This window comes from Chryseobacterium sp. HNCC26DJ239, assembly GCF_057180445.1.
On the sequence record NZ_JBXUGJ010000007.1, the window covers coordinates 57452 to 70066 of the forward strand.

Below are 12615 nucleotides of genomic sequence, written 5' to 3' on the forward strand. Positions count from 1 at the left end.
AAGTACACTCAATCAATTTGAAAGTACGCTCAGTCACCGCGAAAGTGTGCTCGGTCACCAAGAAAAAAGGATGCCACTTCCATCGGGGCTAAAAAGACGTTTCCGTTTATCTTTTCAAGGGAAAGGAAGTTGTCTTTTTTATTTTGGCTAAAGCCAAATTCACTTTTTATATCATTGAAAACGGGCTAAAGCCCGTTCCTAATGATGTTTTTTCTACATTGTCAAAGTTTGTTTTCAAAGAAGATTACTTTGACAAAGTTTTGAGTTTTTATTTTCAAGCAAACCTAACGGGTTTTTAAAACCCGTTAGGTTCTTTTTATGTCTCTAATACTAACTGTTTTGGCGCTCGCTTCGCTCGCGCCCCGACTTGAGCGGAGCTCTTTTTGTGATTGCGAAGAGCAATTACAAAAAAGCGGGAGCGGAAGGCGGATAAAGGCGCCCAAAAACTAGTCTGTCAAAAATTTTCTAAATTTTTGCCACCCCTTCAAAGAAGAGGAATTTTAAATCCTCAATTTTAAATCTTGAATTTAAAACAAATCGTTCGCTGTAATACTTTTATCGTGTTTTGTGTAATCTACCGGTCTTTTTGCGAAGAAATCGTCCATAGAATTAGCGAAAACTTCTTCTTCAAACCAAACCATTGGTCTGTATTGTTCTGGTGTTACGTTGTATTTTGTTTTCATGTTGATTTTCTTTAAGCTGTCGTCAACACGGTATTTCATAAAGTTTAGTAGGTCTTCTTTAGATACGTTATCGATTTCACCAAGCTCGAAAATCCAAGAAAGAATGTCGCCTTCTCTTTCGATAGATTCGTCTACCAATGTGTAGATGTCTTCAATATCGCTGTCTGTTAAAAGGTCTGGTTGCTCTTCTCTGATTTTGTTGATAAGGTAAATCCCTGCATTGGCGTGAATTTGCTCGTCTACAGAAGTCCATGCAATAATGTTGGAAACATTTTTCATGAATCCTTTAAATCTTGTGAAAGAAAGGATGATGGCAAATTGTGAGAAAAGCGAAACGTTTTCTACCAAAATACTGAATAATAGAAGTGCAGAAACGTATTCTTTTGGCGTTGCAGAGTTAGCGTGCTTCAAGGCGTTTCCTAAAAATTCGATTCTGTTTTTTACGGCAGGAATTTCTACAACGTTTAGGAACTCGTCATTGTATCCTAAAACTTCCAAAAGTCTAGAATAAGCTTCAGAATGACGGAATTCGCATTCTGCAAAAGTGGCTCCCAAACCATTCAGTTCTGGTTTTGGTAAGTGGTGGTAAAGATTACCCCAGAAAGTTTTTACATTTACTTCAATCTGTGCAATTGCAAGTAGGGCATTTTTAATCGCGTTTTTCTCGTGCGGCTCCAATTGTGAATGGAAATCCTGTATATCTGCTGTGAAATCTACTTCGGAATGTACCCAGAAAGATTTGTTGATGGCTTCAACAAACTGAAGAACTTCAGGATATTCAAATGGCTTATAACTTACTCTTTTGTCAAAAATTCCCATACGTAAAACAATTACTTTTTTAAATAAACTAAATTAAATGATCTGTGTGTAAAAATATCAGGATATAATTATTGGTTTGAAATTCAGCGTGTTGCTTTGTAAAGTTATCCACTTTTCCTCCTCATCCTATCCTGTTTCCTGCGAAGCACAAAGTTAGAAAACAACGCCTTATTTTGAAAGGGTAAAAGCCTAAATCTTTGACTTTTAGACCGAAAAGTTTTCCACAATTACCCGAAACTCGCTCTGTTATTGGTTTAGAGTACTTTATGGCTTTTAAATGCAGTTTCTGTGTGATATAGAATTAAACAGTTTTTTAAAATATATTATTTATTAGGCATTTAAAGTTAAACATATCTTTTTTTTAAATTCATTTTTAAGTTTGTAACAAATCTTTTCTCTCTGCTACTTATTGAGAACTAAAACAATGATCGCTCAATGTTAGTAATTCAAGATTTACACAAGTCATACGACACCGGGAAAAGTAAACTTCATGTTTTGAAGGGCATCAATCTTACGATAGAAGCAGGGGAGTTTGTTTCTATTATGGGAAGTTCGGGTTCCGGAAAGTCTACCCTTCTTAATATTATTGGGATTTTGGACGAGAAAGATTCAGGAATTTATGAATTAGACGGAATTCCTATTGAACATTTAACTGAAATAAAAGCAGCTGAATATAGAAGTCGTTTCTTAGGTTTTATTTTCCAATCGTTTAATCTTATCGGATATAAATCTGCGCTCGACAACGTTGCGCTTCCTTTGTATTATCAAAATGTTCCAAGAAAGGAGCGTAATCAAAAAGCGATGGAATATTTAGAGAAAGTAGGTTTGGCGCAATGGGCAAATCATTTACCAAACGAACTTTCGGGTGGGCAAAAGCAAAGGGTTGCGATTGCAAGAGCTTTAATTACCGATCCAAAAGTAGTTTTAGCCGATGAGCCAACCGGAGCTTTAGATTCTAAAACAACGCATGATATTATGAAGCTTCTTCAGGAAATTAATAATGAAGGCAAAACCATCATCGTTGTAACGCACGAACCAGACGTTGCCGCACAAACCAAAAGAAACGTAGTTTTAAAAGACGGCATCATCGAAAGCGACGAGTTTATTAAGCAGCTTGTATTGTAGAGGTTGGATGATGGATGATGGAAGTGGGAAGTTTATATGATTCTCGTAATTTCAGAATCGTTCATAATTACAAATGTTTATTATTAAATAAAAAAATCAGCGGTAGGTTTGAAAACTTCTAGCATCTAACTTCCCGCTTCAAACTCAAAGAATATGTTTGATCTAGATCGTTGGCAAGAAATATTCAGTTCGATACGCAGTAATGTTTTGCGTACGGTGCTTTCTGGGTTTACCGTAGCATTGGGACTTTTTATTTTTATTGTTCTTTTTGGGATAGGAAAAGGGCTTCAGAATGCATTTACGGAGGGTTTCGCAAGAGATGCTCAAAATCTTATATCTATTTTTACAGGAAGAACTACGGAGGCTTATAAAGGTCTTCAGTCTGACCGTGAAGTTACGATGAATAATGATGATTATGATTTTCTAGTAAATGCAGATAAAGAAAAAGTAGGCTACGCAAGTCCGAGATATACCGCAAATCTTTTGGTGAAATACGGAAAAGAAAGTGGAAACTACCAAATTAACGGAGCAGGAACTGAAGAAAAATACATCGAAAACAGAAAGATTTTAGAAGGAAGATATCTTTCTCCGAATGATTTGCAAAATAAACAACAAGTTGCGGTAATCGGAAGAATGGTACAACGCGACCTCATAAAAAACGGGAATCCGGTTGGAAAAGAAATCGACATCAACGGAACCATGTTTAAAGTAATTGGAGTTTTCTCAGATGATGGAGGAGATTGGGACGAAAGACATATTTCTGTACCTATTTCTACACTCCAGCAAATGAAAAAAGGTTCAGATACGGTAAGTACAGTCTATATTGCGTATAATGAAAATCTTACGCCTGACCAAGCCATAAAATATGGTGAGGAACTGGAAAGTAAATTGAAATCGCGAAAAAATGTCTCGCCTAATGACGAAAACGGAGTGCGTGTTTGGAATAATGCACAAAACATGAATGACACTTTTGTGTTTTTGGCAGTACTCACAGCAATTGTAGGGTTTATTGGCTTGGGAACGCTTCTCGCAGGTATAATCGGAATCAGCAACATTATGGTTTACATTGTAAAAGAACGTACCAAAGAAATTGGGGTGAGAAAAGCTATTGGTGCAAAACCTAAAAGTATTGTAGGCCTTATCGTTCAAGAAAGCGTGGTAATTACCGTCGTGTCTGGTTTGGTAGGCGTAGCTGTTGGGATTTTAACACTTCATCTTATTGGGGATAGCTTAGAAACTTATTTCATAAAAAATCCAAGCGTAGGAGTTACAGAAATAGTAATGGCATTTATCGCGTTGGTATTTTCTGGTTTAATTGCAGGTTTTGTTCCTGCCTACAGAGCTTCGAAAATTAAACCAATTGAAGCGTTAAGAACAGAATAATTTAGCATCATTCATCAATTATAAATAAAGAACGTGAATATTTTATTTAGCAAAGATACATGGCAAGAGATTTATTATTCTTTGAGGAATAATAAGCTTCGAACCTTCCTTACCATGATTGGTGTAGGTTGGGGAATGTTTCTCTACGTAAGTCTTTTGGGCGCTGCAAAAGGAATGGAAAACGGTTTCGATAAATTGTTTTCAGGTTTTGCGACCAATACTATTTTTTTGTGGGCGCAAAGTACATCCATCCCTTACGAAGGTTTCCCGAAAGGCAGACCAATGGATTTGCATCTTTCAGATATTGAACTTATAGAAAGGAAAGTTCCGCAAGTAGATTATATTTCTCCTCAAAACTCACGAGGTAATTTTGGAAGTGCAGGTGAGCAAATGTCTAGAAATGGGAAATATGCAACCTATTCTTTAACGGGAGATTCCCCGATCGGAAATAAAATTTCTGAGAAAAAACTCATTTTTGGAAGATACTTAAATGATGCCGACCTTTCTCAAAATAAAAATGTAGCCGTTATCGGAGAAGAGATTTACAAAAACTTTTTCGATGCTAAAAAAAATGAAGACCCGCTCGGGAAATCTATCAATATTAAAGGTGTTTTCTTTAACGTAATTGGTGTTTTCAGAGTAAAAAGAGGCGGTCCTATGGAAAATGACAGAACGGTATATATTCCGCTTTCGTCTTTTACCAGACTGTTTAATAATGGCGATAAAGTAGATGTTTTTTCTGTCGTAAGTAAACCCGACGCCGAAGTAAGTGATGTTGAGGTTAAAATTAAAGACGTTTTAAAAACTAAAAATAAAGTTTCTCCCAACGATACGAATGCTTTTGGAACATTCAATTTAGGGAAAGAATTTAAAAAATTAACAGGTTTCCTAGACGGAATGCAGTTACTGACCATCATTGTAGGAACTTTAACCATTCTTGCCGGTGTAATTGCCATCTCAAATATCCTTTTGATTACGGTAAAAGAAAGAACCAAAGAAATTGGAATCAGAAGAGCTTTAGGCGCAAAACCAGCCGAAGTACGAAACCAAATTTTGCTGGAAAGTGTCGTGATTACACTTTCTTCCGGGCTTCTCGGTTTCATGTTTGGAATTCTGCTTCTTATGGGATTAGATATGATGACGAAAGGCCAGGACGCGTTTCCATTTTATAACCCGACTGTAAATTATGGCAACGTTTTCAGTGCGATGGGAGTAATGGTTTTGTTAGGATTAATTATTGGGATGATCCCTGCACAAAGAGCGGTGAAAATTCGCCCAATTGAAGCATTAAGAACTGAATAAATATAAAAGAGCCCTGAAAGGGCGAAATTAATAAAGAAAAAAATAAACTATATATGAAAAAGAAGTTCAACTGGAAAAAAGCAATCTACATTGTCCTCGGAATTATTTTTGCCGGAATACTTGTTCTGGGAATCAGTTATTTGGTGAAATCCAATAAGAAAGAAAATGAAGCCTTCCTTACCAGAAAACCTACCATCCAAAACATGGAAGACAAGGTAATGGCAACGGGAAAAATTGTTCCTAAAGAAGAAATTGAAATTAAACCCAATATTGCCGGTATTATCGATAAAATTTTGGTGGATGAAGGAGATAGAGTAGAAGCCGGACAATTAATTGCTACGGTTAGAATCGTTCCTAATATTGCAGAAGTAAATAATGCACAGCAAAACGTGCAAAATGCACAACTTCAGATTAATAACGCTAAAATGAATGTTGCCAACGTGCAAAATCAATTTGCCATGTCTGAAAAACTTTTCAAACAAGGCGTAATTTCTAAGCAGGAATATCTTACAGCACAACAGCAGCTCTTCACACAGCAACAATCTTTGAAAAACGCAAACCAACAATTGGTAACAGCTTTGAAAGCTTTACAGATTGCTAAAACAGGGGCAACTCCAGAACTTCAAGGTTTGGCAACTACCCAAATTCGTTCTAAAGCATCAGGAACCGTACTTGAAGTTCCTGTGAAAATAGGAAGTCAGGTAATTGAAGCAAACTCTTTTAACGCAGGAACTACTATTTGTTCGATTGCAAATCTAAATTCATTGATTTTTGAAGGAAAAATTGATGAAGCTCAAGCTGGAAAATTAAAGCAAGGAATGACAATGAACATCATTATCGGTGCTTTACAGAATAAAAATTTCCCTGGAAAACTTACGATGATTGCTCCGAAAGGAAAAGACGAAAACGGAACTATTAAATTCCCAGTGGAAGGTGATGTTCAAAATCCAAACAACGAGTATATTAGAGCAGGGTTTTCGGCAAACGGAGAAATAGTTTTGAAATCAGAAAAAAATGCTTTGCTTTTGGATGAATCTTTGGTTCAGTACGAGAAAAAGAACGGGAAAGACGTTCCTTTCGTTGAAGTGAAACAGAAAGATGGAAAATTCAAAAAAGTATTTGTAAAATTAGGCGCAAGCGACGGAATTAATGTTCAAATTCTTTCAGGAATTACGAAAGATGATGAGGTGAAAGTTTGGAACCCTTCTGATAAAGACAAAGAAGAACTTAAAGAAAAATCTAAAAAATAAAAATTTAGTCTAGAATAATTAATCCCGAATTTTTCGGGATTTTTTATGTTCTTGAAATCCAAAAAATGTAAGATTTCGTATATTCTATTAAAGGAGGATGAGATAAGAAATTATTATTTCTGTAATAGAAATTATCTTTCAATATATAAGAAAATTAGCCCAATCTTTGTTGAATAAAGAAGGCTTTCAAAAATAATAATAGTATACAAATGTTTAATAAAGAAAAAATGAAGAATATATTGGTTTTACTGGCTTTTGTGTTGGGAATTACGGCTTTCGCCAATTCGTGCGAGAAATCTATAAAACCAAATGAAAGCCTTAATGAAAAGGAAAATAAAGAAGAAATGGATAATAAAAATCTTAAGGAAGTGTATTTTGCAGGAGGTTGCTTTTGGGGAACCGAGCATTTTTTTCAACAGATTAGAGGGGTTGTTTCTACGGAAGTAGGATACGCAAACGGGAACAAAAAAAATCCAACTTATGAAGAAGTGGTAAGTCATACCACAGGTTTTACGGAAGCTGTAAAGGTGAAATACGACCCAGAAATTGTGGATTTAAAATTATTAATTGATTTGTATTTTAAAACCATCGACCCAACAAGCCTCAACAAACAAGGAAACGACCGAGGTGATAATTATAGAACCGGAATTTACTCCACCGACAAAGAAACGGAAGCTATTGTAAAAGCGGAAGTGGCAAAATTGGCAAAGAATTACGCTCAACCTGTTGTAGTAGAAACTATTCCGTTGAAGAATTTTTATGCGGCAGAAAATTATCATCAGGATTATTTAGATAAAAATCCGGGAGGATATTGTCATATTGAACCTGGTCTTTTTGAAATTGCAAGAAATGCGAATCCGCCAAAAAAAACAGAGACTTATCAAAAACAGGATAAGGCAGTTTTAAAGCAAAAACTTACATCGGAGCAATATAGAGTTACGCAAGAAAATGGTACAGAAATGCCTTTCCAAAACGAATATTGGGACGAAACCCGCGAAGGAATTTATGTAGATATTACCACAGGAGAGCCGTTGTTTATTTCAACAGATAAATTTGAGTCTGGTTGTGGATGGCCAAGTTTTTCTAAACCAATTACTAAAAAATTAATTGCCGAAAAACTCGATAAATCTGCAGGAATGACTAGAGTAGAAGTACGTAGCAAAACAGGAGATGCGCATTTGGGACACGTTTTTAATGATGGTCCGGAAGATAAAGGAGGTTTAAGATATTGTATCAATTCAGCGTCTTTGAAGTTTGTTCCGAAAGCCGAAATGCAGGAAAAAGGTTACGGAGAATATCTTCCGCTTTTAGATAAAAAATAAATGTTTTTCATAGTTTATTAGTGTTTGGTAAGGAGACCGTCGTAAGGCGGTTTCTTTTTTTATTGGTAAATCCACATCAAAACAGGTTTTTTGGAGTTTTTTAATATCGGGTCTATCGCTCGGAAAGCATTATTGGAAACTGTTGGGCAACCCCAACCTTCAGGCGAACCGTTCGGGAAAACTTCCTTGTCGCTCATTTTTTCCCAAGAATGAAAGACGATAAATCTTTTGAGTGCATTGTTGTTGCTTTCTTCTAAACCGTGCATTAAATATTTTGTTTTTACGCCCCATTCACTCACACCGCGCTCACCAATTTTGTATTTTCCTAGCGAAGATAAATGGTTTCCGTCTTCATTGCTGAATTTCGGACTGTCTTTAGAACCATCAAAACTCCATTGATGGATTCCGCAACCGTGACCAACAAGATGTTTTTGAATGATTTTATTTTCGTTAAAATCGTAAACAAAAAGTCTTTTTACACCAGAATGTAAGCTCATATCAATTAAAATAGCAAAATCGGTGTTGAATTTCTTTTTCTTGCAAAATTCAAGGGCCTCTTGTGCTTTTTTATGGGTTTTTATGGTGTCAAGTTCAGGTTTAGTCGTGATTTCAGCTGAGTTTTCATTTCCCACGGAAAATATATTTCCTTGACCTTTGGAACAGGAAATTTGTAATAAAATGAAAGAAATTAGAAGGCTGAATATTGTGTTTTTCATCGCTTGGTTTTGACTTTTAAATGTATCAAATAAAAAACAAAAGTGATTCTTTTGGAATCACTTTTTTATGTTTAAAAATAGTATTCAAAGTTAAGATTAAAGGTGTCGCTCCTCCGGAGCTCCGCAAACACGATAAACATTTGCTACAAAGGTTTTGTTTCTCCAAAGTCTTCAAACCTTAACCTTAAGCTCTCTCTACCAATCTCTCTTTTTCAAAATTAAATAAGAACCACCGATAAAGATTACACACCAAACAAGACAGGCAATTAAACTTTCTGTTGGGTAGTGGAATTCGTATTTACCAAATGCCTGCATGATCTGCATTCTGAAAAATGGCGAAGGAATTAGATTCGACATGCTTTCTAAAGGGAAAAACCTTGAAAAGAAAAAATCGTTATTCATGGCATCAATCTGTTGCTTTGAATTAAGATTTTTAATGTGCATAAAAACTTCAATTTTAGAGATGATAAATTCTGCAATCCAAAAAAAGAAGAAAAATAACAGCACAAAAATCGATTTTCTGAATAATACAGAAAGGAAAAGCATAAAGCTGAAAAAAGTAAATAGCTTAAGAAAATAATGTCCTATGAAAAATATTTCCTTTGTAACTAAAGCAGAATCTGTAGTTTTTGAATAAGAATATCCAAGCCAAAGGGTGATTAAAAAGACAATAAGTGTCGATATCAATGTATAAACGAAAATCGTCAAAAGCTTTGAAGCAATAAACTCTTTTCGGCTCAATCCGTCGATTGTATTTTGTTTAAACATTCTGTTGGTAAATTCCTGACAGATTGAAAAAACAATAATTAATCCTAAAAATATTTTGAGTAAAGCGACAAAATATGTGGTAAAATTCCAAATTCCAGGGAAATCATACATTCCCTGTTCTTTTAGATTGAGTTTGAAGTTTTCACTCAAGTTAAGATCAACAAGACCGATGAATAAAAAACCAATCAGAATCGCAAAATAAATAATGCTGAAAACCTTAAACGGCATATAGTTTAGGTTTTTGTAGTATTCTAGTTTTAATAATTTTATCATGATTAGTTAGCGTTTTTTACAAGTTCTAAGAATTGAGTTTCAAGAGATAATTTTTTCTTGTTGAGATGCGATAGATAAATACCTTTTTCAGCAAGAGTTTGGTTTAGCATCGATGCGGAAACAGAAGCATCATCGCGAATATGCGCTTTGATGAAATCGCCTTCCGTGTTTATCGAACTGAACCAGTTTAAATTTTGCAAAGTTTGAAGAAGCGCGGTATTGTTGTCTGCTTTCAACTCAAAAAATCCTTTGTTGCTCGTCATTTCATCTACTCTCCCAGAATAAATGGCAGTTCCTTGTTTTAAAACAATCACATGGCTGCAAATTTTTTCAATTTCATCCAAAAGGTGACTTGCGATAATAATAGTGATACCTTGCTGCGCAATAGTTGAGATAATTTCACGGATTTGAATAATTCCTTCCGGGTCTAAACCGTTTGTTGGTTCATCTAAAATTAAAACTTCAGGGTTGTTAAGAAGAGAAGAAGCAATCGCCAAACGTTGTTTCATTCCTAAAGAATAGGTTTTGAAAGTATCTTTTTTTCTCTCTAAAAGCCCAACAGTAGAAAGAACTTCATCGATTCTGCTGTAAGGAGTTCCTTTAATCTCGGCTACGATTTTTAGATTTTTTTCGGCGCTTAAATAAGGGTAAAAGTTGGGTTGCTCAATAATTGCCCCGATTTTTTTTAATGTTTCGGGTTCTGTTCCTTTTTTGCCAAACCAATACCATTCTCCAGAAGTAGGATTGATGGTAGAAAGCAACATACCGAAAGTGGTAGATTTCCCGCTTCCGTTGGGACCGAGAAGTCCGTAAACGTTGCCTTTTTCGACATCAAAAGAAATTTCGTTTACCACAACTCTTTTGAATTTTTTTGTCAGATTCTTTACTGATAAAATTTTTTCCATGATAATTTGCTTTACCTTTAAATAGTAGAATAACGAGATGTTTTGTTACATGAAGAGGTGAAATATATTTTTGGTGCGATGTTGGATGGGAAATGTTGGAAGTGGGAAGTGGGAAGTGGGAAGAATTTTTATCCCAAATCTTGAACCCCGAAACTCGAATCACGCACTCCGAATCACGATTCCACAAAATTGATTATATTTGATTATGAAGCTTACAGAACTCGCACGCGAACTCAATATTTCGGCAGAAGCCATTAAAAGGTTTATTCAGGATTTTGATTTAGACCTTTGCGAATGCATTTTTACGAATTTCGAAATTAAAGATGATTTTGAAAAATTTGTACGTGAAAACATCGATTTTCTTCGTCAATACGAAAAAGACCTAGATGCTGAAAAATCAGCGAAAGAAATTGCTGAAACCATCAATCAACCACAAGATAAGGTAGAGAAAATTATTAAAGAATCACAGGGAAATATTTTTGATAATGGTTTTTTCCGTTCTTCGATTTCTAGTTTTGGAATTGATAAAAAATTAGGCGGAAATTACCAATTTGTATATGATTATTTTGGCAATAAAACCAGTCTTCAGCAAAGAGATTTTATCGGTTATCGAGATTTATTCTTTTACATTTCGAGTGTTTTGGAGCCGTTTTTAAATCCGCGTCAGATTAAAGATTGGGGAATTCACAAACCTGCAGGAATTATTTTGTACGGCCCTCCCGGAAGCGGAAAAATCTTTTGGGCAACTAAAATTGCTGAAATTATAGGATATAAATTTAAAGAGATTAAAAGATATTATCTTTCTACGACGTATGTAGATGGAAATAAGACAACTTTCAACGATTTTTTGGTAAATATGCTGAAAGAACAAAAAACAGCACTTTTTTTGGAAGATTTCGACGAAATTATGCTTGAAAGAAATGATGAAAACAGTGTTTCTGCAGCAAATTTGGCCACACAGGATGTGGTTTTGCATCATATTGGAAAGTTTACCTCAGAGAATATTTTGATGTTGGGTTCTGCAAATTCTGTGGCGGAGATTGAAGAAGAAATTTTGGCAGCCGGCAGATTTGATGTTCTAGTGCCTGTTTTTCCTCCGAATGCAGCGGAAAGAGCCGAATTTATTTTGTTTTCTATGCTAAAAGATTTGGAAGACGACTCTTTATTGTACAAAATTTTAAAATATAATAAAGCAGATAAAATTCCTTTCTGGAAAGGAGTTGCAGCCCAAATGAAAGCGTTCAGTAATACGATGATTATTGATTTTAGCCAGAGTTTAAAGAAGAGAATTAAGAAAATTTATCAAAAAACCAGAAATGAAAAGTTAGTGATAGACCAAAAGATAATGCACGGTGCGTTGCGCGAGGCTGCAGCTAAGCTTACAGAGGAATACCTTAGCCAGGTTGCTCAATTTTTGCATGATGCAATTATTAATAATGTGGATGATTTTCAATTTAGAATTAAAGCTTTAAAAGATGAGTTGGAAACATACAAAGCTGTGGAAGAACCAAGAAGAGCAATCGGTTTTCAGCATAATGATGAAGTTGATAAAGAATAAACTTTAAAGTACTATAATTCTTTATAATTGAAAAAAAAATCGTACTTTCAAAGAGGTAAGTTGATGAGTTTTTAGTATAAGTATTTGATTATGGGTGAATTATTTTAAAATCATCTGTTTTGTTTACTTGTTCTGCTGTATAAGTTATCTTACATAAGTGAAAATTTAAGCAATTAAAAGGGATTAATATGTATTGGTTTTTATATGCGATTAGCTTTATAGGTCTGTTTTTTTTGATTTTTAATACTTATCAATATTGGCGTCATAAAAAAAGTAACTCTTCGAAAATTTATAAATTGTTGTCTTTCTATCTGCTTTCGACGGCCATTATCGAAGTAACTTGTCATATCGTAGGGATTGCAGAAACGAATAGTAATTTATTTCTATCACACTTTATATTTCATTGTGAATATACTTTTTTATCATTCTTTTTTTATAATGTTATTGATGTTCAGTGGGTTAAAAAAGTAATTGTACTTGCGTCGGCTATTTTTTATTTAATCTTGGGCAT

10 protein-coding genes are annotated in these 12615 nt (G+C 34.8%); 6 read left to right on the forward strand and 4 right to left on the reverse strand.

Annotated elements, in window-relative coordinates:
- Positions 1-527: 527 nt before the first annotated feature.
- Positions 528-1502, reverse strand: coding sequence for a ribonucleotide-diphosphate reductase subunit beta (locus tag AC2A1D_RS15450; RefSeq protein WP_484044474.1), 975 nt, complete (start codon positions 1500-1502; stop codon positions 528-530).
- A 435-nt stretch (positions 1503-1937) separates the two neighbouring features.
- Here AC2A1D_RS15450 and AC2A1D_RS15455 point away from each other — a divergent pair, with 435 nt between their 5' ends.
- The 5 genes from AC2A1D_RS15455 to msrB all read left to right on the forward strand — a co-directional run bounded on the left by AC2A1D_RS15455 (position 1938) and on the right by msrB (position 7884).
- The gene (locus AC2A1D_RS15455; protein ID WP_484044475.1) at positions 1938-2627 is read left to right on the forward strand and encodes an ABC transporter ATP-binding protein; all 690 of its coding nucleotides are present in this window, start codon (positions 1938-1940) and stop codon (positions 2625-2627) included.
- Between the two features lie 153 nt (positions 2628-2780).
- Positions 2781-4010, forward strand: coding sequence for an ABC transporter permease (locus AC2A1D_RS15460; RefSeq protein WP_484044476.1), 1230 nt, complete (start codon positions 2781-2783; stop codon positions 4008-4010).
- A gap of 33 nt (positions 4011-4043) precedes the next feature.
- Positions 4044-5312, forward strand: a complete 1269-nt coding sequence (locus AC2A1D_RS15465; protein WP_484044477.1) for an ABC transporter permease — start codon at positions 4044-4046, stop codon at positions 5310-5312.
- Positions 5313-5365: 53 nt separating this feature from the next.
- Positions 5366-6562, forward strand: coding sequence for an efflux RND transporter periplasmic adaptor subunit (locus AC2A1D_RS15470; protein WP_484044478.1), 1197 nt, complete (start codon positions 5366-5368; stop codon positions 6560-6562).
- A 227-nt stretch (positions 6563-6789) separates the two neighbouring features.
- Positions 6790-7884 carry a peptide-methionine (R)-S-oxide reductase MsrB gene (msrB, locus tag AC2A1D_RS15475; protein WP_484044479.1) on the forward strand — a complete coding sequence of 365 codons (1095 nt, stop codon included), beginning with the start codon at positions 6790-6792 and terminating at the stop codon, positions 7882-7884.
- A gap of 59 nt (positions 7885-7943) precedes the next feature.
- On the opposite strand, the gene AC2A1D_RS15480 is transcribed toward msrB, so the two are convergent.
- The 3 genes from AC2A1D_RS15480 to AC2A1D_RS15490 all read right to left on the reverse strand — a co-directional run bounded on the left by AC2A1D_RS15480 (position 7944) and on the right by AC2A1D_RS15490 (position 10546).
- Complete coding sequence (locus tag AC2A1D_RS15480; RefSeq protein WP_484044480.1) at positions 7944-8600, reverse strand: murein L,D-transpeptidase catalytic domain-containing protein; 657 nt, start codon at positions 8598-8600, stop codon at positions 7944-7946.
- 195 nt (positions 8601-8795) lie between these two features.
- Positions 8796-9641, reverse strand: a complete 846-nt coding sequence (locus AC2A1D_RS15485; RefSeq protein WP_484044481.1) for an ABC transporter permease — start codon at positions 9639-9641, stop codon at positions 8796-8798.
- A gap of 2 nt (positions 9642-9643) precedes the next feature.
- Entirely contained in the window at positions 9644-10546 is a 903-nt protein-coding gene (locus tag AC2A1D_RS15490) for an ABC transporter ATP-binding protein (protein ID WP_484044482.1), read from the reverse strand.
- Positions 10547-10751: 205 nt separating this feature from the next.
- Here AC2A1D_RS15490 and AC2A1D_RS15495 point away from each other — a divergent pair, with 205 nt between their 5' ends.
- Positions 10752-12104, forward strand: coding sequence for an AAA family ATPase (locus tag AC2A1D_RS15495; RefSeq protein ID WP_484044483.1), 1353 nt, complete (start codon positions 10752-10754; stop codon positions 12102-12104).
- The last annotated feature ends 511 nt before the right edge of the window (positions 12105-12615 follow it).

Bases quoted from the DNA above. Each gene is read 5' to 3' on its own strand.
- AC2A1D_RS15450 (WP_484044474.1), bottom strand. From the start codon at position 1,502: ATGGGAATTTTTGACAAAAGAGTAAGTTATAAGCCATTTGAATATCCT.
- AC2A1D_RS15455 (WP_484044475.1), top strand. From the start codon at position 1,938: ATGTTAGTAATTCAAGATTTACACAAGTCATACGACACCGGGAAAAGT.
- AC2A1D_RS15460 (WP_484044476.1), top strand. From the start codon at position 2,781: ATGTTTGATCTAGATCGTTGGCAAGAAATATTCAGTTCGATACGCAGT.
- AC2A1D_RS15470 (WP_484044478.1), top strand. From the start codon at position 5,366: ATGAAAAAGAAGTTCAACTGGAAAAAAGCAATCTACATTGTCCTCGGA.
- msrB (WP_484044479.1), top strand. From the start codon at position 6,790: ATGAAGAATATATTGGTTTTACTGGCTTTTGTGTTGGGAATTACGGCT.
- AC2A1D_RS15480 (WP_484044480.1), bottom strand. From the start codon at position 8,600: ATGAAAAACACAATATTCAGCCTTCTAATTTCTTTCATTTTATTACAA.
- AC2A1D_RS15485 (WP_484044481.1), bottom strand. From the start codon at position 9,641: ATGATAAAATTATTAAAACTAGAATACTACAAAAACCTAAACTATATG.
- AC2A1D_RS15490 (WP_484044482.1), bottom strand. From the start codon at position 10,546: ATGGAAAAAATTTTATCAGTAAAGAATCTGACAAAAAAATTCAAAAGA.
- AC2A1D_RS15495 (WP_484044483.1), top strand. From the start codon at position 10,752: ATGAAGCTTACAGAACTCGCACGCGAACTCAATATTTCGGCAGAAGCC.